16 protein-coding genes and 1 pseudogene are annotated in these 24,930 nt (G+C 40.2%); 12 read left to right on the top strand and 5 right to left on the bottom strand.

Annotation, left to right across the window (positions count from 1 at the left end):
- Positions 1–112 precede the first annotated feature (112 nt).
- Together DSM106972_RS00290 and DSM106972_RS00285 are read right to left on the bottom strand one after the other, a co-directional pair.
- A pseudogene (locus tag DSM106972_RS00290) lies at positions 113–1,334 on the bottom strand (HetZ-related protein).
- Between the two features lie 288 nt (positions 1,335–1,622).
- On the bottom strand, positions 1,623–2,276 hold the full coding sequence (locus tag DSM106972_RS00285) for an L-threonylcarbamoyladenylate synthase (RefSeq protein WP_127077761.1): 654 nt from the start codon (positions 2,274–2,276) through the stop codon (positions 1,623–1,625).
- Between the two features lie 44 nt (positions 2,277–2,320).
- Between DSM106972_RS00285 and larC the strand changes: the two genes are divergently transcribed.
- Entirely contained in the window at positions 2,321–3,622 is a 1,302-nt protein-coding gene (gene larC / locus DSM106972_RS00280) for a nickel pincer cofactor biosynthesis protein LarC (RefSeq protein WP_127077759.1), read from the top strand.
- 69 nt (positions 3,623–3,691) lie between these two features.
- Here the strand turns inward: larC and DSM106972_RS00275 are convergent, their stop codons facing one another.
- Together DSM106972_RS00275 and DSM106972_RS00270 are read right to left on the bottom strand one after the other, a co-directional pair.
- Positions 3,692–4,252: a hypothetical protein gene (locus DSM106972_RS00275; RefSeq protein WP_127077757.1), complete on the bottom strand. Its 561-nt coding sequence runs from the start codon at positions 4,250–4,252 to the stop codon at positions 3,692–3,694.
- Between the two features lie 72 nt (positions 4,253–4,324).
- A complete protein-coding gene (locus tag DSM106972_RS00270) occupies positions 4,325–4,840 on the bottom strand; it encodes a DUF6658 family protein (RefSeq protein ID WP_127077755.1) in 516 nt (171 codons plus the stop codon).
- A 433-nt stretch (positions 4,841–5,273) separates the two neighbouring features.
- Here DSM106972_RS00270 and DSM106972_RS00265 point away from each other — a divergent pair, with 433 nt between their 5' ends.
- On the top strand, positions 5,274–6,215 hold the full coding sequence (locus DSM106972_RS00265) for a lysylphosphatidylglycerol synthase domain-containing protein (protein WP_127077753.1): 942 nt from the start codon (positions 5,274–5,276) through the stop codon (positions 6,213–6,215).
- Here DSM106972_RS00265 and DSM106972_RS00260 read toward each other — a convergent pair.
- A complete protein-coding gene (locus DSM106972_RS00260) occupies positions 6,212–7,552 on the bottom strand; it encodes a Sll1247 family protein (protein WP_127077751.1) in 1,341 nt (446 codons plus the stop codon). The genes DSM106972_RS00265 and DSM106972_RS00260 overlap by 4 nt on opposite strands.
- A 1,525-nt stretch (positions 7,553–9,077) precedes the next feature.
- On the opposite strand from DSM106972_RS00260, the gene ndhL reads away from it, so the two are divergent.
- The 10 genes from ndhL to DSM106972_RS00210 all read left to right on the top strand — a co-directional run bounded on the left by ndhL (position 9,078) and on the right by DSM106972_RS00210 (position 24,875).
- Positions 9,078–9,314 carry an NAD(P)H-quinone oxidoreductase subunit L gene (gene ndhL, locus DSM106972_RS00255; protein ID WP_127079061.1) on the top strand — a complete coding sequence of 79 codons (237 nt, stop codon included), beginning with the start codon at positions 9,078–9,080 and terminating at the stop codon, positions 9,312–9,314.
- A 48-nt stretch (positions 9,315–9,362) separates the two neighbouring features.
- Positions 9,363–9,671 (top strand): DUF3007 family protein, encoded by a 309-nt coding sequence (locus DSM106972_RS00250; RefSeq protein WP_127077749.1) that lies wholly within the window; start codon positions 9,363–9,365, stop codon positions 9,669–9,671.
- 34 nt (positions 9,672–9,705) lie between these two features.
- Positions 9,706–10,500, top strand: a complete 795-nt coding sequence (gene trpA, locus DSM106972_RS00245; RefSeq protein ID WP_127077747.1) for a tryptophan synthase subunit alpha — start codon at positions 9,706–9,708, stop codon at positions 10,498–10,500.
- 277 nt (positions 10,501–10,777) lie between these two features.
- The gene (locus tag DSM106972_RS00240) at positions 10,778–11,431 is read left to right on the top strand and encodes a heterocyst differentiation related protein (RefSeq protein WP_127077745.1); all 654 of its coding nucleotides are present in this window, start codon (positions 10,778–10,780) and stop codon (positions 11,429–11,431) included.
- 1,482 nt (positions 11,432–12,913) lie between these two features.
- Positions 12,914–13,849: a DUF11 domain-containing protein gene (locus DSM106972_RS00235; protein ID WP_127077743.1), complete on the top strand. Its 936-nt coding sequence runs from the start codon at positions 12,914–12,916 to the stop codon at positions 13,847–13,849.
- On the top strand, positions 13,846–18,189 hold the full coding sequence (locus DSM106972_RS00230; RefSeq protein WP_127077741.1) for a hypothetical protein: 4,344 nt from the start codon (positions 13,846–13,848) through the stop codon (positions 18,187–18,189). Before DSM106972_RS00235 ends, DSM106972_RS00230 begins: the two co-directional genes overlap by 4 nt.
- Entirely contained in the window at positions 18,189–20,591 is a 2,403-nt protein-coding gene (locus DSM106972_RS00225; RefSeq protein ID WP_127077739.1) for an OmpA family protein, read from the top strand. Before DSM106972_RS00230 ends, DSM106972_RS00225 begins: the two co-directional genes overlap by 1 nt.
- Before the next feature lie 86 nt (positions 20,592–20,677).
- A complete protein-coding gene (locus DSM106972_RS00220) occupies positions 20,678–22,291 on the top strand; it encodes an SdrD B-like domain-containing protein (RefSeq protein WP_127077738.1) in 1,614 nt (537 codons plus the stop codon).
- A gap of 131 nt (positions 22,292–22,422) precedes the next feature.
- On the top strand, positions 22,423–24,015 hold the full coding sequence (locus DSM106972_RS00215) for an SdrD B-like domain-containing protein (protein ID WP_127077736.1): 1,593 nt from the start codon (positions 22,423–22,425) through the stop codon (positions 24,013–24,015).
- A 206-nt stretch (positions 24,016–24,221) separates the two neighbouring features.
- The gene (locus DSM106972_RS00210; protein WP_127077734.1) at positions 24,222–24,875 is read left to right on the top strand and encodes a hypothetical protein; all 654 of its coding nucleotides are present in this window, start codon (positions 24,222–24,224) and stop codon (positions 24,873–24,875) included.
- Positions 24,876–24,930: the final 55 nt, after the last annotated feature.

Genomic DNA, 24,930 nt, shown 5'->3' with positions numbered 1-24,930 from the left:
AATTAATGATTAAGTGTAATAATTTCACGTATTTAGAATTAGAATAAACGCTACAAACTAATTTGAAATATTTTTAACTCTAAGTTAATAACTTGAAGTTAAGTTAATTCAATTAACCAGCTTGTGCTTCGGCATGACCGTTACGAATTGTCCATGCTAATTCCAAAAGTTGAGTCCAGCGTTTTTGCAGTTGTTTTGGTGTGCATTTAACAGTTTTAGCAATAACTTGGTCATTAATAAGTGCTGTTTTTAGTTGCAGAATTTGTTGCTGTTGCTCTGTTAGCTGGCTGACAAAATTGTCCCACTGCTGCGAAGATAAGCCCAATTTCTGCTCGATACCCGCACCCAACCACTGATGTACTAGTTGCCAATTGTGAGTACGAGCAAATTTTTCAACGTGGTATTTAAAGCGTTGTTGCAAGTAGTCGCGTTGACGGCTAGTTAAACCTAAAATATGATCTATTTCAGGAGCAGATAAGTCTTGGAGTTTGAGTGTTAAATAATCGATACAGTCTTTTTGACCTTGCGCTTCGAGGTAGCTCATAAGTTCTTGAACAACACGGTTACGTTCTGAATCTTCAGCGGGATCAAAGTTTCCTTGTGACACTAACTGTGCGCGTAATTGCTGTACAGTTGAGTTACGTTGGTAAGCTTCAGATTCTTCGGTACGTGAACCTTCGAGTGCTGCTTCAAAGTCAACAGTTGTTTCTTGTGGTTGGCGCCGGCTAAAACCTTGAGCGCGTAAAATAATCAATTGTTGGTTACAACCACCAGGTAGGTTAATTCGGCGTTTTGCATATTGTTCAGTGAATGCCATATACTCAGCTAACTGTAACTTGGTACGTGGTGAGTAATTTTCGGCTAGTTCATTTTCACGGCGAAAAGCTTTGATGGCCTCGATATAAAATGCTTGTAAGAAATCTTCAATCAAATTAATAGCGTGCGTCAAATCCTAGCTGAACATTAGGAGTTGAGATATGGCGGTATACCATTGAACCCAAGCTGCTATGTAATTCTACACGACCTCTTTGAGAACCAAGCTTGTAGTAATGCAGGCACTTTTGAATACGATGTTTTGCTAAGGTTAGTAACCAGGAATTAATTTCTCCGGAAGTTTGAATACGAGAGCTTTTATCGCAAATGCGTTCTACTTCGCGTGCAATGCGTGCTGAGACAGATTTAACACAGGCTTCGGAGGCTTTGATTTGTGGTTGTAATTCCTGACAAAGTAAATCGACTAACGTATTATCTGTGACAGCAGTAAATTCAGTAGAGAATTCGACGGAAGCGGACTGGTTTGCGATTGAGACGTTGTTGATGAAGTTAGATTTCATGATTTTTTTTCCTGGAAGATAGCACCGTAACAAGTGCGAGCTAATTTTAGGCGATTGCTTTTTAACCGCTCACATCTATGACTGTATAGAATTAAAAAAAGTTACGGGTATCTACTTGTGTCGGTTTCTTTGAAATGCCACACTGCGACTGGCACATGGGCGCCCGACAATAGCTATTATGGTCTCAAACGCTTATACTGCAAGACTTCGACCACCCTCTACATCTGTCTATTTTTAGTGGAGAGAGTGTGACACTTTTAAAAGTGGCGCCAAACACGACTTTTTGTTTTAGGAATAAAAATCAACAATACCCAGACCCTGACGGACTAAAACTGCTTCATCCCCTGTTAGGTCTAAAATTGTGGATGTATTGTTGGTTGGTGCCTCGCCTGTATCGACGATTACATCAACAAAATCATCCAAACGGTCAAATAATTCTGCTTGTGTAATACCAAGTTTAAAATTTGTATCAAAATCTGTATCAATACCATTCTCGGTTGGCAAGTGCGCGCTCGTTGAGATTATGGGATTCCCCAAAGCTGACAATAAAGCTAAGCACACATTATGATTGGGTACTCGAATGCCAGTAGTTTTGCGTTTCGGATTTTGTACTAATTTAGGTACTAGTTTAGTGGCAGGTAACAAAAATGTGTATGGCCCAGGAATCAAGCGCTTCATAGTTCGGTAAGCGTTATCGCTAACAAAAGCGTATGTGGCTATATCTGAAAGCGAGGAACATAAAAACGTTAAAGGTTTGTTATTTGCTAGCTGCTTTATTTGTCGAACTCGTTCCACCGCTGATTTAGCATTCAAGTCACAACCTATGGCATAAACTGTATCAGTAGGATACAGCATTACTGCACCACGCCTCAGTTCTGCTTGTATTTGTTCTATTCCACGGGTTTGGGGATTTTCAGGATGGATTGAAAAAATTTTTGTCATAGATTGGAGTCGCCGTTAACCACTAGTCATTTACTATTATTAATATGAGTAAAGTTGTTTATCTTCAATGTCCGACGGGTATTTCAGGCGATATGTGTCTAGGCGCCTTGGTAAGTTTGGGTGTCCCAGTTGAATATTTGACAGAAAAGCTTAATTCTTTAGGAATTGAGAACGAGTATACTATTACCGCTGAATTAGTCCACCGCCACAGCCAAGAAGCAACAAAAGTTCATGTAAATTTGGTGGGACAACATCATGGGCATCATCATCACCATCATCATCATCATGGGCGCCATTTGCCAGAAATAGAGGCGATGATTTTGAAGGCACAGTTACCAGCGCGTGCAGAAGTATGGAGTTTAGCGGTGTTTCGGCAGTTAGCGGTTGCGGAGGGTGCAGTACATGGTGTGGCACCAGAACAAGTACATTTTCATGAAGTTGGCGCCGTCGATGCGATAGTTGATATTGTAGGCACTTGTTTGGGTTTAGATTGGTTAGGTATTGATAATAATGAAGATGGTTTACCTTTACTTTATTGTTCAGCATTGCCAACTGGTGGTGGAACTGTGAAAGCAGCACATGGAGTAATGGCGGTTCCTGTTCCTGCGGTATTAAAGTTATGGGAGGCGCGCGGAGTACCTGTTTATAGTAATGGTATTGAGAAAGAATTAGTAACGCCAACTGGTGCAGCGATAGTAACGACTTTAGCAAAACAATTTGGCGCTGCTCCAGCAATGGTCATGACGCAAGTTGGACTAGGGGCTGGAAGTTTAAATTTATCTATATCAAATGTTTTGCAGGCTTGGTTAGGTCATTCAGACTCAGAACCAAATTCTAATCCAAATACCAATCCAAATATTCTATCATCGAATAGCAGTCCTTACATTGAAACAGTTTCTGTTCTTGAAACACAAGTCGATGATTTAAACCCGCAAGCTATAGGTTATTTGTACGATGAATTATTGACTGCTGGTGCATTAGATGTATTTACGCAGTCCATCGGTATGAAAAAATCACGTCCAGGAATTTTATTAACTGTAATTTCGAGGCAGGAAAAAATACAGCAAATTCAAGAAATTTTATTTCGCGAAACTACAACTTTAGGAATTCGTTGTTCGACGCAGCAACGTACTACACTGCAACGACAAATTGAAACGGTTGAAACTAATTATGGAACTGTATCTGTAAAAATTGCATGGCTTGGAGAAGCGACAAATAAAGTAGTGACGAATGTTCAACCCGAATACGAAGATTGTGCTTCTTTGGCAAGAAAATATAACATACCTTGGCGCCAAATTCAACGTCTAGCTTTACAAAGTTGGTATCAAAACAATAAGGATAATTGATCCCCAACCCCCTATAATGCAAATTCCCCCTATTTAAGGGGGATAATTGGGATTATATTATATCCGTTTTTACTTAGATTCCTTAAAACCGCGCTTTACTGTTTCAGTTTCATCTTTGCCTGCTTGCTTAATGCCTTCAATTGGATTTCCAATTGTTTTTTCAGTTTGGTCTGCTGCATAGCCAGGAGCATCTTGTGCATTGTTCTTGATGTTTCTCAAGCCCTTCTTGGTAGACTTACCGAAACTGTCTGCTTCGTCCTGTAATTTATCTTTAACAGACTCAGCTTTTTCTTGAACGTTTTCTCCTAATTTGTCGCTATCTCTTGCAACGCGACTTGCATTTTTGGCAACGTTAGATGAACTTTTCTTAATATTTTCTTCTGCTTGACGCTTAAGTGCTTCAGCACGAGATTCGATGCTACCAAGTGCGCGTGAATCTCTATCGCTAAAGTTATTCATTCCGCCTTCGTAATCGTTAATAGCACCTGTATCTTTTGGTGCATAATATTCAGATTTTTCTCCGGCATTAGGCTTTAATGTAGCAGCTAGGGAAGTACTGACGCTTGAAAAAAACAAGAACAAGCCTAATACTACAACAGCTAAAGCCTTTAACGGACGCAAGTTTTTCATTACTACTGCTCCTCTCTATTTAAGTTTCTGATTGATTTGGGATAAATTTTTACCTTTAAGCGAATCGCGCTTTTATTTGCCAACAGCAGGATTTTTTTGTAGCTCAGGTCGAGCAGATGCTTCATCCGCCTTATCTTTTAAAAACGCTGATGCATCTTTAACTGATTCAGTTACTGTTTCAACTCGGTCTTTAAGCCGTTCACCAACACCTTCAGAGCGTTGAATTAAACCACCTGGTTTTGGTTGAAAATCTTTTTCGGTGATGATGGGCATTTCAGCCTCTTTTTGAGCGCGACCCGCTGGAGTTTCCGCACCTGGATATAACATTTCGGTTTCGCGAGTTGCTACTCGTTGTGTAGTATTCAAGCTCGCTTTTTCGTTACCCTTTTCATTTCTTGTAAATTTATCCCCACCACCCTTGTAAGGATTATTGGCGCCACCCATTTGTACTGGTTGGCTATTTGGATTGGCAGCTTGTGTATCTGCTGATGCACAGGCAGTTGTTATCATCAACAAAACTGCAAATAGGGTAGCAGTTACAATTTTACGTAAGCTTACTAGCTTGATACTAGAAAATAAGGCTTTCACTTAGCCCTCCTGGGATTCAAGATTAATTTGTATAGCAATTCGGACGCGCAGCAATTTCCACACGTCGGTTGTGGTCATGAATGCGATCAGCAAGACAACAACAATTCACAATATAGAAAGATTAAAGAGTCGTTGTCCTCTAACAAAAGACTAGTAATTATTAATCTTGAGAGTGATATGCTATAACTCAAGAGGGATATAAGCTAGTTTAATTATTTAGTAAATATCCTACTCGTATTTGTTTGATACAGTAGTTCTCAAGAAAATTGTGATGAATCTGAATAAGTAGAATTTTAATTTTTTTTACAATCAATGAACTTTTTTATATAACATTGCATCTACTTGTAAAGGCGGGTTTACAAGATAGGAACGCGCTTATTGCAAGATATTTGTCAACCCGCCCTACTACAATGCTATAAAAACAATGATGTCGATGTTCAAGCGGATACTGCGCTGGTTAATTTTGGGTGGAACGTTATTTTTTTTGGCAAAAGCCTTGAAAGATAATTGGTACTCAGTAGTGGCGATTCAAATTGATGAAGCCGGATGGGCTATTCTTAGTATTGCCACTGGTGTAACTTTACTAGCACATACTTGGGCAGGTTTGGTATGGACTTGGGTGTTAAGAGAATTAAAGGCGCCTGTGCCAACTTTCGATTTTATCCAAGTTTACCTCAAAACTAACATTGCGAAATATTTACCAGGTAACGTTTGGCATCACTGGGGAAGAATTGTTGCAGCCAAAAAAGCGCAAGTACCTACAGGGGTTGCGACATTAAGCGTTTTACTCGAACCATTATTAATGGCAGCAGCAGCAACAGTAGTGATTGTTTTATTCGGCAACCAGTTTACCGCATTAACAGACAACACAATTGTGCAAATTATGCAAGTGCTTTTGTTAATAGTAGTGCTTTGTATTTTCCATCCCCGCTTTCTCAATCCGATTTTAAGTTTTCTACAAAAGCTGAAGTTAAAGAATAAAAAAACTGGTTCTACCGAAGAATCCTCGGAATCTACCACAAGTTTACGTTTAGAACGCTATCCTTTAAAGCCGTTATTAGGAGAACTTACTTTTTTAGTATTGCGTGCTTCAGGATTTATTTTAACTGTATTTGCACTTGCCCCTGTACAGTTACATCAGCTTCCCATACTCTTGAGCGCATTTAGTCTTGCTTGGTTGCTCGGATTGATTACACCTGGCGCCCCAGGTGGTTTAGGAGTTTTTGAAGCAACAGCGATTGTTATATTACAGTATCACTTCCCTAGCGCCTTAGTAATTAGCGCAGCTGCTTTATACCGCTTAATCAGCATTTTCGCTGAAAGCGCAGGTGCAGCACTCGCGTTTGCAGATGAGCGATTAACCATTAACTTTTAAGCTTTTAACTGGGAAAACACTCGGTAAGCGTCTAAGTCGTTATTTTGATTTTTATTCTCATTCTCATGGACTGCTTTTTCTTGTTCCATCATGATTAAGTTGTATTCAACGTTTTCAGCGTAAATAGCAAATGTAATATTAAAAATTTCGATAAAATTAATTACCCATTTACATTCGTCTTCTGGATATTTATCATAATAACGAATTAAATCAGCAATTTTCATATCTAAATGATTACGTGAATTTTTGGAAATTAAAACTATCTTAAGTAGCACAACCACTAAAGTCAGCGGATTTCCTTGAGAAAGTAACATAATGAATAAAGTCGAGGGTTCGCGTCCGTTTTCCGTAGTCAAACAGTCGATTACTCTGTTACAAGTCCTTAGAACAAAATCTTTATTGATGGTGCGTTCGTGATATTCTTGTTTCCATAAATCAAGTTTATCAGCTAGTTGCTGTTTAAGAGTTTCAACAAAATCTTGCTGTTGAACCGAAAAAATTAAATACTTTTGTAAACTAATTTTAAAATCTAAAAAGCTTTGATTTTGAACTTGTTTTATAAAAATATTGGCAATATTCTCATAGCTAAAAACACCTTTCTTTAAAACGATAGTTTTGATTAACCTAAGAACATTATCTCCTAAAATACTGGGATTTCGATAGCGTGTAGTAATTGAGCTTGTCGGCACACATGCTTGTGATTGTGAGCGCGCGATATACATTGCTAGCTCAAACTTATACTTTTCTTTCAAAACCTTAGAAAGTTTCCTAGCAGCTTCTTTCTGCTCTTTAGGATTATCTTCGTTCAAAGATTGAGCTAGTAGTAAATATGAACTATAACGATTAACCCAATGTCCCTTCACTTGTTCATCATGACGATGAGCAAATAGCTGTAACTCTTGATAATCTGTACTTTTAAGAAAATTATCTAACCAAGTTCGAGCTATTTTAATTTTAGAAGGAGTATTAGGCGTAACCTGAAGTTTATAGTTACCTATTAACTCAACCAACTCACGAATATATTTGTTTCTTCTAGTACTTTCCCAGTTATTAATCAAAATATAGCAGCAGCGCTTAATAGTATTGCGAAACTCCTGCTCTGAATGTTCTAAAAAAACGATATATAGCCCCAAAGAAGACTTTGAGGCTTCTGAGTCCAGGCAATCGATAAAAGAACGCTTAAAAACTCGTAGAACTTCCTCTGGTTGCCAGCTTTTTACAATTCGCAGTAAAAAACTGTACATTTTTTCTTGGACGTTCTGTAATTTAATGCGTTTGTCCTTCGATTTTGGAAGATGTCGATTACCCTGACCATGTGGCAAGCTATTAACGGTCATTATGCTACCCAAGACCAACAGTCCTCTTTCTCCTTGTCACCAGCTTAACCTTGCTCCTATGCGAGTATCAATCTATCCTCACTAAAATATTTATTTTTTTCACAGAAAATTAATAAACTCGCAATTTTATATGTAAATTCATTGAACTTTATTTAAGTAACTACTGATATCCACCAAGACAAATGTAACAGTTACACTACATATCTATACGTATTGATAAACATAGGTACTATTAAAATGAGAAGAATCACAATGGCGCCTAAAATTCCTAGAGGATAAGTTCTATATCTATATATCCTCTAGGAAAATTAACGCTCGGCACCCAAAATTCCTAAAGGATAAATTCTATATCTATATATCCTCTAGGAAAATCAACGCGCGGCGCCTAAAATTCCTAGAGGATAAATTCTATATCTATATATCCTCTAGGAAAATTAACGCGCGGCGCCTAAAATTCCTAGAGGATAAATTCTATATCTATATATCCTCTAGGAAAATCAACGCGCGGCACCCAAAATTCCTAGAGGATAAGTTCTATATCTATATATCCTCTAGGAAAATCAACGCGCGGCGCCTAAAATTCCTAGAGGATAAGTTCTATATCTATATATCCTCTAGGAAAATCAACGCTCGGCGCCTAATGGTATTGAACTCGCGCAAATGCTGAAACTGTATAAAAATTACGCTAGCTATACATATGAATTAGTAAAATAGCGGCTTTTTTGCGTTAACGCAGTTTGCCGGGAGGGCGAAAAACACGTAATTATTCAAAAAATAAGTAGTAATATTTACGTTAATTTTATCGTGTGAACGCTGGATGCCCGTAATGTTCTACTGGGGGATATACAATAAGTACGAGTAAATAAGACAAGAGACCGATTATAATCGGTCTCTAAGGAAGTGTATTATATGGGGGCGGAGGGACTTGAACCCTCACGACCGTTTAAGGTCAACGGATTTTCATCCTTTTGTAGCTTTCACTACTACCAACTTTGAATCAACTGTAGGTTTTAAGGATTGGACTCTCCCTTTACCCTCGCCTTAACGTTAGGGTAGCTCCCGTCGAGTCTCTGCACCTTCCAAGATTTTGGATTTTGGATTTTGGATTTTGGATTGAAAATAAATCTAAAATCTAAAATCTGAAATCTAAAATTGTTTGGCTTGGCTCAGGATTGCCATATCTATAAAAATATAGAATTAGGTTTCCCTGAATTTGAGAGCTTACACTTGAAGGATTTCTCACAGCAAGGCTCAGTTGTCTAAGTCCGTAGCGTCTACCATTCCGCCACGCCCCCAAGATATAATTTGGGTTTATTTGTAAGGGCATCAACTGCCCCCTATATATTTGAGCATCAATTATGTGATTTGTCCAACATTTTTCTAAAAAAAATTGAAAAATATTTTTGAATCAGGATTTATGAGTAGCTGGCGCCGTTAAAATCAATCAAACTGGACTTCCCGCAAGTGGGCATTCACCCTATGATAGGAATAGTGCAGTTATCTCAAAACAACAGAACTTTATATGATGACGACGCTTTTATCTTCGACGATGATTGTACCCCTGCTGTACTTGGCTCTCGCTGGAGCTTATCTTTTGGTGTTGCCGTTCATCATCGTGTATTACATGAAGCTACGCTGGTACACAGTAAGCTCTTTCGAGCGTGCATTTATGTACTTTTTAGTATTTTTGTTTCTACCAGGGTTGCTCGTTTTGTCTCCTTTCCTCAATTTTCGACCCAAGCGTCGGCAAATTGAAGCTTAGAATAATAAATCAGGCTCAAATAATTTTTCGATAGGTCATGACAACTTTATGCGACGTATAGACGCGATTGTTATTGTATTAGGCGTTTTCTTATCAGGTGGCTTAGGGTACATAATATTCCAGCAATTTGGCTTTGATAGTCAATCTGCTGGTATTTGGACTCAAGCGGTACTTGTCGTCGGCTTGATTGGTTGGCTCGTGACCTATCTCGGACGCGCGGTCGGTAATAAAATGACTTACCATGAGCAACGTCAACAATATGAAGAAGCTTATTTTGAAAAACGTCTAAACGAGCTTACCCCCGAAGAACTAGAAAAAATTCAAGCCGAGATTGAACAAGAAAAGAAAACTAAATAGTTACTAAGTACTAATAAGATTTGAATATTTGATAATGACTGCTATTTCTGATTGTTTCAAGACTTTGGCGCAAACAAATTCATGTGCCTTAATTCCTTTCATTACTGCTGGAGACCCCGATTTACATACTACTGCGGCTGCTTTACAAGTTCTTGACACTAGCGGCGCCAGTATAATTGAGCTGGGGGTTCCATATTCAGACCCGCTTGCAGATGGGCCTGTAATTCAGGCAGCAGCAACACGCGCACTTCAAAATGGAACGACGCTGCCATCTGTGTTAGAGATGTTGAAAGCAACCACACCACAAATTTTGGCGCCCATAATTCTTTTTACTTACTACAACCCAATATTAAATCGCGGTATTGATAATTTTCTACTAGACGTAAAATCATCGGGTGTTGCTGGGCTGGTAGTTCCCGATTTACCTTTGGAAGAATCTGCTACCCTACTCGAACCCGCTGCTGCTATGGATATTGATGTAACGCTGTTAGTGGCGCCAACTAGCTCAAAGGAACGAATTGAAGCTATTGCTCGCGCGTCACAAGGTTTTATTTACTTAGTCAGCGTTACAGGAGTAACAGGAGTACGTACTAAAATCGAAACACGGGTATCAGATTTAATTGGTCAAATACGTGCCGTTACTGATAAGCCAATCGGTGTAGGCTTTGGAATATCACAAGCAGAACAAGCTCGTCAGGTCAAAGATTGGGGTGCCGACGCGGTAATAGTCGGCAGTGCTGTAGTTAAACGTTTGGCTGAAGGTACGCCACAACAAGGTTTAGAGTCGGTGAGTCAATTTACGAAAAGTCTCAAACACGCAATTACTTAGTTCATAAATAATTCCAATACTAATTAGTGATTTTTACCCTGAAAGGTGATTATAAAAAGTGTTAAGAGTAACAAGAGTATCACCCTACGTAGTAGACAATTTAACAGTTATCGTCTTGAATATATAAAGCGTATGTCGGACGGGCGCGCTAATTGGCGCCATGTATTTTTTGAAGGCGGTCATATAAAGTTAATTGAGGTATAAATAGATGAATAAGTGTGAGAGTGTATAAGGAAATTATGAATATTGTTACATCGCTTGAAGGGAAGGGGGCGCGATGAGCGAAAGCATGGCATTTATTGGTGGAGTAGCAGTTGCTGGACTCGCAGCATTAGTACTACTCAAAGGAACAGGCAACCCAACTCAATCTGGTTTTGTTCCTCCACAAATTCAGGCACCGATTGTACCACAGCAGGTAGTACCACAGCAGTTTGGACAATACGGTTATCCCGGACAAGGTGTTGTTCCAAATCCTGTCCCAAATGCTCCTAATGACCAGTTACGTTTGGACAACGAGCGCGCAAAAATGCAACTCGATGCTCTTCAACGTGACAACGACCGACTCAAAGCCGAAAACCAACAACTCAACTTCCAACTTCAATCCGTTATTGGTAGTGCCCAACAAAGAGCATTACAAGATCAACAAAACCAACAGCGAGCAAATGCATTACAGCAAACCCAAACTCCTTGGTGGTCGTCTGGAATTATTTTGGCTGTCGGAGGAATGGCTTTAACGGTTGGTGGGGGTATTGTTGTAGCTGGTGTGTCAAGTTTGTTCTCACAAAAACCACGCCCTGTTCGTACTGTTCAAGTAGTACATCCATATACCGGGCCGACACCACCACTTGCTCCTAAGATTCGTGCGGAATTTTTACCAGGTCGCAATGACGCTAGACGAGTTGAAACTCACGAGTATGAGGATACATATTAGACATTTGTCTAGCACAATTAAAAATTAATTATGGGACGATGATTTTAGTGATAACCATTGCTTGAAATTGCCTTTATCACTAATATTCTTTGTCCCTTTTGATTTGTTACATTATTTCACTATTAGCTTGAGTCCTACATAAAGTCGCTACAAGTTTGCGTGGACAGTTTTTGAACTGTCTTTTAGGTATTTAATACTAGTTCAAACGTTATCTCTATATAACTTTGTATCAATTTAATATTATGCTTGATTAAAATATATCGATTAAGTAGTTATTTAAAATGTATATAAAAGTATTGGTGTATACTTGCACTTAGACAATACTGAGACTTTCATTAATTAGTTATTCAATCAAATTTATTGCGGCGCCACAAAATAAATTAAGCAGTTATTAAATATTTACTCTAAGCAAAAAACGTGGTATTATAAATATATAATAAAGCATTGAAACTTTGCTTCAAGGCTGAAATTAACCCTTAAACCATCATAATTTTTATAAGTACTATACTTCTTGAATACGAGCAATATAAATCTGCGTTTCTGTTCATAAAGGAATTTTATATTATTGCCCGATTCTGGAGACAAATCTCGACTAATTGCTTCTACCTCTCAGGACATATCGTATAAAAGAACACATATACTCCAAATGAAGTATATACGGATAAATCTGCACGTGGCAATATAAGAAAAAATACTGAACAATTTTTCATCACCCTGATTGCTTATGGTTCATTTCTGGGTAATATTACTTAAGTGTTACCTTTAGCTTTTAGGGATTCGGCTGCATCGACTAAAGTGTTGTGACTCGGATAAGCCTCCATGAGTTCTAGGTAGCGACAGACATCATGATTATTCATGATTAAAATATGCGCGGATATGTTTTTTTTTACAGGAACATAATAATCCAAGAATGCGTCTGCGCTTTTTGAACAGTCTCTTTTATGAACGTGTTCTATATCCTCACACAGAGATCATTCGCAAGCTCTCTCGTAGAAGAGCAAAGATATCATCAACACAGCAGCAGTAATCGTTGCTTTATACGAAGCTGTTGATGTTGTTGAAAATTATAGTGACTGTTGTAGTTTAGTTGAATAAATTCAGCTTAATTTGATATGCTTGCTATCTTTTATTGTTAGCAAGTAATACAACTGTCTCTATATGCTTCTACTATTTTTGTTATTCCTAAAGAGAGATTGCAAAGATAATTAAAATAAAGCAAAAATTGCCGTAAAAATGTCAACTATATTGTGAGGATGGATAGAATGAGCGATAATGTGCCTTAAATAGAAAAAATTTTTACAAAGAATTTAAAGGAAAAATGCATCCTTTTTTTACGCCTGTAAGCATTTAACTATCAAAAATTTTAGCTTCACTCCCCCAGGAGTAAGGCTTTGATAACAAATCGAAACATCCAATGGTTTTTGAATTTAATTGAAAGCCTTGATTTAAAGTAAATCCAATTCTATTAGTTGATGCCTAACAATGACATCTATATTATCGTGGTTGAGGCGTAAGCACCTCTTTTTTCCGGTTTTTACACTCAGTATATTTACTTACGGAATTATCCCTGGTTCTGCTCAAACTGAAATACCAAACACTGCGCGTGTAGGCGCCGACAATATCCCCGAAACACCAAATGGTAGGGTTGTTGACTCTAACCAAGTGGTAGTTAGAGCGGGACAAGCAGCATTAGAAATTATCAAAACTGGAGACCGTGCAGCGGCTGAACCAGGTGATACCGTTATTTACAGACTAGCAATTAGAAATACAGGTAGGGTCGCAGCAAGAAATATCACGGTTACAGACAGGTTGCCGTTAGGATTGCTTTTTATTAATAGGTCAGTTAGAGGCAGCATTGGCGACCGAACTGTACCAATAAGTCTAAGCAGTGGTACTAGAAATACGGTAACAATAAGTACACCAGAAGAACTTCAACCAAACCAATCATTAAATGTTTCTTATGCGGTAGAAGTAACACCTGATGCAGTACGCGGAACGGGTAGAAACCTTGCACAAGCGCGCGCGGGCAACCTCACGAGTAATCAAGCGAGTCATACATTGCGTGTGCGCGCTGGTATTATATCAGACTGTGCTACTTTGATTGGGCGAGTATTTGTTGATAAAAACTTTGATGGAGAACAACAGCGTAACGAACCCGGAGTACCAAATGCTGTTATTTACATGGATGATGGCAACCGCATTGTCACCGATGCAAATGGTCTGTACTCGTTAGCAAATGTTGTATCTGGGTATCGGTCGGCAGCACTTGATTTGACGAGTTTGCCCGGTTACGCTTTAGCACCGAACAAGTACTTTATCGAAAGAAACAGTCAGTCACGAATGATTAGACTGGCGCCAGGAAGTATGGCACGAGTAAATTTTGCAGTCACGCCAGCGTTTTCAGAGGGTAAACGATGAAAACAAACTTAGAAAAACCAAATTCAGAAGCGAATATTCCTAATAAATTGCAGCTAAATCACTACGGATGTCAAAGGGTCAAGACCCCACACACGATAAGCAAACCAGGTTCTTCAGTTTTACGCTTCGCCCTACACAAGGCAATGTCGGTCAAAGGTAACGCAGTCGTCCCTTTCCTTGCTGCTATTTTTATACCTTCATTAAGCATATTTAGTGCTTTTGTACCGAAATCAGCACAAGCAGCAACTTTGACGGCGCCATCACTTTCAACGAGTCGCGATAATGCTAGCTCTACTTTAATAGCCGAAGCCGAAGAAGGAACAACACCAGCGAGCGGACAAGGAAGTAGTAATTTAACGAATCCTACATTCAACAATCAGATAATTCCTTCTTCCACCCCAACGGTACCAAACCCGGAAAGTTCTGTACAAAATCAAGAGCCGAATTCAACGGCACAAGAAGTAAATCAACAACAAACGCAACCAACTGCTTTACCCCAAGGACTTACCGCCCAGAAAGTTAAGTTAGATATTGCGCCAGCAGGAGACCCACGAGCGCAAGCAGATGGACGTTCGACAATTAGGTTACGTGGGACATTAACCGACGAAAAAGGTCAGCCCATTACAGGTGATGTACTTGTAACATTAACTAGTTCAGCTGGTAAATTTGTTGGCGCCGACCAAAGTCGTGATGCTTCTGGTTTCCAAGTTATCGCACGTGATGGGGAATTTACCGCCACACTGCAAACGGATATAAAACCCCAACAAGTAAGGGTTCGGGCGGCAGTTGATAAAATTCGAGTCAGAGATAACGCGCGCATTTCTCCCAGAGTTGACCAACTTGATCCCCGCATCGTCGGTCCACGCTCGGATGATTTTTTTCCACAGCAAAACGACACCACGATATTAAATAGCACCATTGACTCACCGTTAGAGGCTTATACCCAAGTTGAGTTTGTGACGTTTTTACGTCCTTCACTCGCTACAGGTATTATCAATTTGCGAATTGGTGCGGGTGGTACCGATTATTGGGGTAGTTTTAGTGACTTTCTTAACCCTAGTAGAATTGACGATGGAACAACGGTAGATTTTAAAGCGAGCGTTTTTGCCACGGGTAAAGTTGGCGAATGGTTATTTACTGGAGCATTTAATAGCTATCGTCCCATAAACCAAGATTGCGAAGGCAGAAACAGATTATTTGGCAGTATTCAGTTTTGCGAACAGCAATATCCTGTTTACGGTGATAGTTCGACGATGATTCCGACTACACCGTCTATTGATAGTGTTTACGCAAGATTTGAACGAACTCCATCAATACCAGGCGCCGAACCTGATTATTTGATGTGGGGTGATTACAACACCGAAGAATTTTCCCGCATCTCACAGTTATATACAGCGACAACACGCCAATTGCACGGTTTGAAGTTGAACTACAACTTTGGACCATTGCAAGTCACGGGGATGTACGCGAATAACATCGAAGGATTTCAACGTGATACTTTTGTACCTAATGGTACGAGCGGAAATTACTTTTTATCGCGGCGCTTACTTGTACCAGGAAGTGAAACTGTATATGTTGAAGCTGAAGAAATAAATCGTCCCGGTACAGTAGTTGAGCGTCAACCTTTATATAGAGACTTAGACTACGAAATCGATTACGACCGAGGTACATTACTATTCCGGCGCCCAATATTAGCCACTGATTTAAACCCGTTTGGTGCAACTTTGGTACGGCGAGTAGTTGTTTCGTACCAAAACGAAGGTGGTCAAAACTCTAATCTCTATGCTGGACGAATTCAATATAACTTCTCGAATGACCTGGAAAGAAAATCATTTTTAGCAGGAAGTTATTTGCGTGAAGACCAAGGAGATAATGACTTTGAACTTTATGGCGCCGACTTTTTAGTTTCACTTGGTAACGTTGGCAAAATTATCGGTGAAATAGCACGCTCGAATAGCGATTTAATAACCGGAGATAACGTTAGCGGGAATGCCTACAGACTCGAAGCAAATGTAAATTTTGGTGAAAGAGTTTTAGGTGAAGGTTATTACAGAGCAGTAGAACCTAATTTTGTCAACAACGCTACGACCAGTTTTTCACCTGGACAGACTCGTTACGGAGCATCAGTATTGGCTAGAGCGACATCCACTACTAGCTTCCGGTTTTCTTATGACTTTGAAGAGAACTATGGTACTGCACCCGGTCGTGTTGTAGACTTCTTCGACTTATTCAACCCGCAACCCCTGGCACGTCCTGGTGAAAGAATTAGTAACGAACTAAGAACTTTCCGCGCTGGTATTTTACAACGCTTTGGTACTAGTCGATTAAGTCCAGAAGGAAGTGTGGAATATGTGAATCGTTCTCGTGAAGACCGGGTAAATAACACTCTTAGCGGTGATGCAAATCAACTAGTATCACGTCTGAAAGTACCTTTAGGAGAATCGTTACTATTCCAGGCACAGAACGAACTCAATATTGATGGGAATGACCCCTTGTATCCCAACAGAACAACACTGGGATTAGATTGGAGAGCATATCAAGGGGTGACATTCCGATTAGCGCATCAATTCTATGACAGTAGCGAATTACTTCAAGGTAACTCTATAACTACTTTTGACACCTTACTAGACCATAAGTTCTCTGAAAACACTGCAATTACAGGACGTTATTCAGTACTAAGTGCATACAACGGACTTCAAGGACAAGGCGCCGTTGGACTAAATAATAGATGGGTACTGGCGCCTGGTTTGCGGATGAGTGTCGGTTACGAATACGTTTTCCGAAATCTTTTCAACGCTACTGCTGCTGGTCCTCGTTACGAGCAATACTATACAGTTGGACAAACCGCATCCTCCCTAGGATTATTTTCTGGTTCAGTTTATAGCCTTGGTCTTGAATATACCGATAACCCAAATTTCCAAGCTAGTACTCGATTTGAATATCGTGATGGCGACGAAAGCAATAACTTAGTAATTTCTGCTTCTGCGGCTGGTAAAATTTCGCCAGCATTAACAGCTTTAGTTAGATATCAACAGGCAGGGGAAGCAAACGTATTCTTACCAACCTCTTCAAGTATTGGTGGTACTGATGGCGTTAGATTCCAAGACCTTGGTGATACCTCAAACTTAAGAATTGGGTTAGCATATCGCGACCCAACAAACGATAAATTTAACGCCTTATTCAAATACGAATGGCGCCAGAATTTTGACTCAATACCCGAAACACAACTAATTGGTTCAACGGTAACTGGTCATGTACTTTCAATGGAAGGTATTTATGCACCTGACTGGCGTTGGGAATTTTTTGGTAAGTTTGCACTACGTAACGGTGTAACTTTTGCTAGTGGTGATAGATTTGATGGCACAGCGAAATTAGCTCAATTGCGTGCTACATACCGTTTAGGTTATCGCACCGATTTAGCTGTAGAAGGTCGGTGGATTGGTCAAGATTCTAACAGTAACAACGGCTACACTGAATATGGTTTAGCAGTTGAAAGCGGTTATTACTTAACACCAGATTTACGATTAGCAGCAGGTTACAGTTTTGGTAGCGTCGATGTTAACGGTGATAGAGACTTTTCGGGTTATCGTTCCGAAGGTGGCTTTTATGTCAACGTCAGCTTGAAACTTAACGAACTGTTAGGTGGATTTGGGTTACAAAAACCTGTACCTAGACAACAGCAAGAATCTGAAGTTCAACCAGTTTCAACGGCGCCTCAAACACCTCCCAACCCATTCCCAGTTAATCCAAGCAACGAGTCTCAACCTCAAACTACACCTCAAACAGTTCCAGAAACAGCACCGCAAACTACACCTCAAACAGCACCAACACCTGGTAATCAATCAAGTAGCGAGTTAAACACACCAAATATACAGTCAAATCAAGAACAAACAACTCCTACTCCTAATACTTCAGTTATTGAACAGCAACCAACTTTGCAAGAGCAAGGAACTAACAAAACTGATTCATTGTTAAATCCAAATCAGCAAAGTGAGTTGAAACAGCCAACAGATGTTCAATCTTTCGTAAATCAACGCACGAACGATTTTGACGAACCCCAAGAAATAGCTATAAATTCTAAGTTGACGAGTGAAAATGCATGGTTCCAACCTCAAAAGGACATAAATAATAAAAATATCCATTTAGAGGAGCAAAATGTAGTTTCATATCCAGCACACTCGGAAAATCAACTAGGAATTAAAACTCTAGTACCAGCTAATAAATCGGGGCAACAGCAGCTTTTAGACAAACTCAGAAAATTTACCAAAGCGCCAATTGACTTCAACCAGTCTTTAAACGCTGTTACTGTTCAAGGTGTAGAGGAGAGGAGCAAGGATTAATGGAAGAATTTAAACATTATTGGTCAAAACAAAGGAGTAAAAAAAAGGAAAAAGGGAAAAAGAAATTAACTTTATTACCCTTTACCGCTTACCCTTTACCGCTTACTTTACTGGCTTTAAGTTTGTCTTTATTACCATCTAATGTTGCATTGAGTCAACAAAATGGTGTTAATAGTGGTAGTAGTATTAATAAAAATAATATTGCCCAGCAATCAACGAAGGCGCCTGCGAATACACCAATCCCGACTCCGGCACTGCGAATAATAGTAAATAGCAACCAAGACGGCAATATTCAGCAAGATAACCAATTAACATTACGGGAAGCAGTTGAACTTGCCAACGGGACGCTAAAAGTAGAGCAACTTAGTCCTGCTGAAAAAGCACTTGTCACACCTTCGACATCTGGGGGTTCCAGGATTGAGTTTAATTTGCCAGCAGGCGCCACTACAATTCAACTACAAAGAATATTGCCTGACTTGGCTTCTGCCAACTTAGTAATAGATGGTACAAGCCAACCAGGTTATGATGCGACGAAATCAGCGACAGCGGAAATTGCAATTCCTGTACCAGTTGTTGCCATAACTCCGGCGCCTAACGTTGAAATTTTCCGTGGGTTTACAATAGTTGCCGATGCTATAACAGTGCGTGGGTTAAGTTTATATGGATTTAATGCAAGTCCTGTTAAACAGCAATTGGGAAACCTACTTATATATGACGGTATTCCCAAACCTGTGACACTAACCACACCACCTGGAAATATCGTCATTGCCCATAGATTTCCACCACCCGACACAAGTAAGCAACAACCTACACCCAGTAATAATTTCCCCTTCTCTAATAAAGATGTTCCACCAAAGAATGTTGTTATTGAAGATAACTGGTTAGGGTTAACAGTTGATGAACAAATACCTCAAGAAACCTCAGCGTTTGGGGTTTATGTGTTTAACTCGCAAGGTACAACAATTCGCCGCAACCGTATTTATTACAGCGACGGTAGCGCAATTATTACTTCTGTACGTGGTGAAAATACTTTAGTAACACAAAATATTATTGTGGGTAATGGTTTGGCTGGAATGCCAGACGCATTAAGATTTGAGGGTATTGTTACAAATTCCCAAATTACAGGCAACTTAATTTGTGCGAATGACGGTGCGGGTGTGTATCTATTTAAACCCGATGGGAATGTATTGCTGCAAAACAATAAAATTACTTACAACGGCAGGCGCCTGCGAAGGGCAGCAGTATATTTGATGGGTAGTAACCATCAAGTTATTGGTAACGAGATTGATAATCAAACCGGGCCAGGGGTAAGCGTCACATCATTTCCACGTAACGATATTGGTAGCAGTAGTCCTGCGGTTCGCAATATTATTCGTGGTAATAGGTTTGCCTCGCTTGAAGGATTAAGTATCGACTTAATTACACAGCAAAATCTTGAAGTTAGCGACTTTCAACGTGGAGACGGCGCCAACCCCAAACGAAATTCTGGCAACCGTCGTCTAGATACCGGAAACGGTGCAGTAAATGCGCCCGAATTTAGAACGCGCGCTTTCCCACCAACAGGTAGTTCTATAACCGTTCAAGGTAAAGCTGACCCAGGTTCTGAGGTAACAATTTACAAATTAAGCGATTATCAACGTGGCAAACAAGCTATATACGACTATGGCTACGGCGCCTTAAATGTTCCATTAGCAACTGTCCAAGCTGATAAAGACGGTAATTTTAGTACCAGTATTGCGAACGTTACCGAGGGAGATGGAATTAGTGCCATTGCTACTGACCCCAAATATGGAACATCAGAACCATCGGTAGCAGCAGTTATTGGTCAAGCAGGGACTTTTCCAAATCTGACTCCAAATTCGCGACCGCAACCAATAGTGCCTCCGCAGTGTACAACGCGACCGAAACCACCGGCACCCCCACCACCACCACCCCCACCACCACCACCACCACCATTAAAGATTCGTGTACCGCGTAATATCCACTTCGCGTTAGACAAATCGTTTATTAGTCCAGCTTCTGCACAAGTTCTGGATAGGGTGGCAGAAGTGTTGTTACAAAATCCTGTAATTGTAATTGAAATTGTTGGACACACTGACCCACGTGCAAGTGACGCTTATAACTTAGCACTAGGTAGACGGCGGGCATTATCAACACGTAACTACTTATTACGTAGGGGTGTGGCGCCTGAGCGAATGACAATACGTTCAGCGGGTGAATCACAACTTCTTAACCCAGGTTCGACAGATATTGTGGACTACGCAAGAGACAGACGCGCGGAAATTATCTTTAAAGATATTCGAGGAGTAGACATCATTATCGAACCACAAGAAGACGATTTACAAATCGAACAGCGAAGACAAAATCAAACACCACCCGCGCGGCGTCCCCGTAGGAGGTGAAAATAATAAATGGTGATGTAGAGACGTTACATGTAACGTCTCTACATTGCAAACAAAATTGTGTGTTGTCTATAGGACTGAGGAACATGAAAGCTTTTTTTAAACGAACCTTATTAATGTTTAATAGCGGCTTGCATCGTTCAGCGGAGCAACCTCTCAAAGTCAATCGAAAATGGCAAAAAGTTCTTAAGTCTCTACGTTATTATTTTCTGGCTTTATTGCTAGCAGTAACGCAAATAGTTTTTTCTGGAGGTATGGTTAAACAAAAAGTAATAGCACAAACTCAAAATTTATGTCCTGCGGGGGATGTGCCGACACCTGTTAACTGGAGACCAGCAGTTGGGGCGCCTGCGATTTCTGCTCAAACAATTAATGTTGGTGAAGTAGCAGTAAGTTTCGAGTTTGCAGAAACTGTTCCTGGGCAAGTTATCGATAATGTCGAAACTAGAATTGATAATGATGTTTATGGTGGGATACCAGGTCCAAACTTACGCTTTAATATCGGTCAAGATAAAACTCCGTCACCTGGAAACGCAACTCTAAGTATAAACTTTTCTAGACCTGTAATAATTGCATCACCTCTTACGATTCTTGACGTAGACCGTGATGGTGAACGCGATATTGGATTTACCTACCAGGATAGAGTGACAGTTACCGCATTTAATGGCGATGTGCCTGTTGGAGTTGCTTTAAGGTCACTTACTCCTAATACTCGTGTAACAGGAAATACTGTTGTAGGTATTAACGAAAATTCTTTTCCAGATAGACCAGATGCAAACGCTTCGGCAACACCAGCAGGTCAGTTAAATCGTATAGACTTGCTTTACGAACCAGGTACAGAATTTGGTCAACCTCGACAAGATGAAACTATTGGTTTGGCGAGATTTAGTATTTGTCTTCCTGCTCCTCCTGGCGCCACTATTGGTGATACGGTATTCAACGACCGTAACAGCAACGGTAGGCAAGATGAGGGAGAACCGGGTATAGCTAACGTAACTTTGATATTACGTAATTCACGCGGTCAAGAGGTTCGTAGAACCACAACAAACAGCAACGGTATTTATAGTTTTACGACTTTACCGTTAGGCAACTTCACAGTTGAAGCGCTACGACCAAACAATGACTTTAACCCAACAACAAATACGACTTTACCAGCCAATCTTACCGAGCCAAACCAATCATTATTAACTGTTGATTTTGGCTTTAATACAAATCGTCTCGGTGCTGCGGGGGCGCCAAATATTCGTTTAATTAAGCGAATAACGGGAGCTACACGCAATGGTCAACCAATTAGTGGCATAAACTTTAACACCTTTGTTGGAGACCCCAACAATAACAACGACGATGAATTACCATCACCAGAACGTTTTAGAGGAGTTTCGACGTTTGAGGCGCCTGTGCAGTCACGAGATGAAATTGAATACACAGTTTATTTCCTTGCTGAAGGTAATGACTCTAGTAACAATGTTCGATTTTGCGATTTAGTGCCAAACGGAACTACTTTCGCGAACAACAGCATCAACATTAATGGTGCTGGTAGTGGAGCCGACAGTGGTAGATATTTAACACCGCTTGCACCATTAGAAGCATTTACTAACATTTGTTCAGGCAGCAATAATAACGGTGCCGTAGTAGCAAATTTAGGAAACATACCTAGTGGGAATTTTGGGTTTGTACGCTTCCGTGTTGGTATTAATTAATTATTTTTAGGCGCGAACAACATCGCGTCTTCTTTTACTCTATTATTCTATCATTAATTAATAATTAATGAAGAATTAATCGCATCTTAACTTTTTTATTATTTATTAGATGATTAACTAGGAAAAAACTAATGAAACCTTTAATTATTAAAATCAATAATCGAAAAATACGAAAAGTTATTAAACCTCTTCGGTATTTTTTTCTAATTTTAATGATGGCAGTAACACAAATAGCCATCTTTGGTACAACACCGAATCAAAAAGTAGTTGCTCAGACACCAGGAGTATGTCCAGCAGGTACAACTCCAACAATTGTTAACTGGCAACCAACAGTTGGTGTAGAAGCAATTGCCGCTCAAAACTTAAATGCTGGTGGAGTAGGAGTCCGGTTAAGTTTTGCAGAAAGTGACCCAGGACGAGTTATTGAATCAAATTTAGTTGAGTTTAATAGAGAGATTTACGGAACTCGAATTGATAATGATGTTTATGGTGGTTTACCTGGACCAAACTTAAGATTTCATATTGGTATTGGTAAAGCACCTGCACCAGTTGGTAGTAATGCGACTTTAACTGTAAATTTCGATAGACCCGTTACGCTCGCATCTCCTTTAACTATTCTTGACGTAGACCGAGATGGCGCCAGAGATATAGGATTTACATACCAAGATAGAGTGACAGTTAGTGCATTTAATGGTAGTAATCCTGTTAGCGTTGCACTCCAGTCACTTGGTACTACAACTCGCGTGACAGGAAGTACAGCAGTAGGTATTAACGAGAATTCTTTTCCAAGTAGACCAGATGGTAACGTATCTGTTACACTTGCTGGTCAAGTAACTAGCTTTCAACTTTTGTATGAACCAGGTACCGAATTTGGTCAACCTCGACAAGACGAAACAATAGGTCTTGCCAGAATAAATATTTGTGCCCCCTCGAATACTGGTTCGATAGGTGACACAGTATTTAATGACCGTAACGCTAACCGTGTTCAAGACCAAGGGGAAAGGGGTATACAAGGCGCCACCTTAATTTTACGAGGCGCCAACGGTGAAGAGATTTCTCGAACTACCACTAACAGCAATGGTATTTACAGCTTTACAGGTTTACCGATAGGTAATTACACAGTAGAAGCACTGCGACCCAACAATGATTTTAGACCAACAACGAACACCACTTTAGCCGCAAACTTAACGCAAGAGAACCCAAATCGACTTGATATAGACTTTGGATTCCGTTCAACAGCATTAGGCGCCGCAGGAACACCAAATATCCAGCTAATCAAACGAATAACCAACGCTACACGCGACGGGCAACCGATTACAGGTACTAATTTTAATACTTTTGTACCTGACCCCAACAACAATAATGATGATTCGCTCCCAGCAGCAGAGAGATTTCGAGGAGTTCCCAACTTAGAGGCGCCAGTACAATCGGGTGATGAGATAGAATACACAGTTTATTTCTTGACCGAGGGAGAAGAAAACATAACTGGTGTACGCTTCTGCGACTTAGTACCCAACGGCACTACATTTACCAGCAACAGTATTGGTATAAACGGTGCAGGTAGTGGCGCTGATGGTGGTAGATTTTTATCTCCACTCGCACCATTAGATACATTCACCAATATATGTCCTGGCAGCAACAACAACGGCGCCGTAATTGCGAACCTAGGCAGTGTTCCTGGTGGTCAATTTGGGTTTGTCCGTTTCCGCGTCAGTATTAATTAGTTAAAAGTGCTGAGTGCTGAGTGCTGAGTGCTGAGTGCTGAGTGCGCTCGTGTGATAGAGGTTATGAGTTAGTTAAAAGTGTGCTTGTGCGCTCGTGCTGAATTGTAACTCCTGCTATACTCAGCACTCAGCACTTTCTACTCAGCACTTTACTGTATGATGTGGATGGTTTTTACCCGTCACCGATAGATTAATTATTCATATTTATGCGAAAAACTCAGAAAATTAGCTTGATTGCTTCTTTAATTACTAGCGCACTTGTTTTTTCTTCGGTTTTGATAGGTGAAAGTATTGTACAAGCGCAACGCTCACCACGTCCAGTAGATTTACTCAGATCAACATGTGTTGCCAGTGGTTCTGGTACCGCACGTGAAGACAATACAAATGTTTCAATAGGAAGGGCTGTATATTCAAGTCGATTTTTTTTAGGTCCTGGATATCGTTCGGCATCACTAACTTGTAGAATCAAGCCAGATAATAGCCCAAACCCAATTTTTCAAACATTGAATTTAGGGTTTGGGATGCGTGATAGTGATAGTCGCAGTTCCAATGTAGATGTCAGAGTATATTTAGACGGCAAACCAGCAGATTCTCGTACTGTATCTCCTTCACAGCAAAATTCACTATCATTAGATGTTAGTAATGCCAGCAATGTCTCTATTGAGGCAGTTTGTAATAGCGGTTCCCAATATTGTGACCGCGTTTACTTTTACGAAGCAAATCTATTTCGTCCCAATATTCAAAAGCAGTCTACACCTGAACCCCAACCAACTCAACAATTTAATGTTCCTGGGGCGCCTACACCCGTACCACCCCCACCAACAACGGCACCTGCCCCTATAACTCCACAAAAATATTAATCCCAGTGGCACCGTGGCACAGGCGGGACGCCTGTGCATTCAAGGAGGAGCCTAC

The sequence above is a fragment of the Dulcicalothrix desertica PCC 7102 genome, assembly GCF_003991905.1.
Classification (GTDB): domain Bacteria; phylum Cyanobacteriota; class Cyanobacteriia; order Cyanobacteriales; family Nostocaceae; genus Dulcicalothrix; species Dulcicalothrix desertica.
The sequence above is the reverse complement of the archived record's forward strand: the minus strand, read 5'-3'. Positions and strand labels throughout refer to the sequence as shown.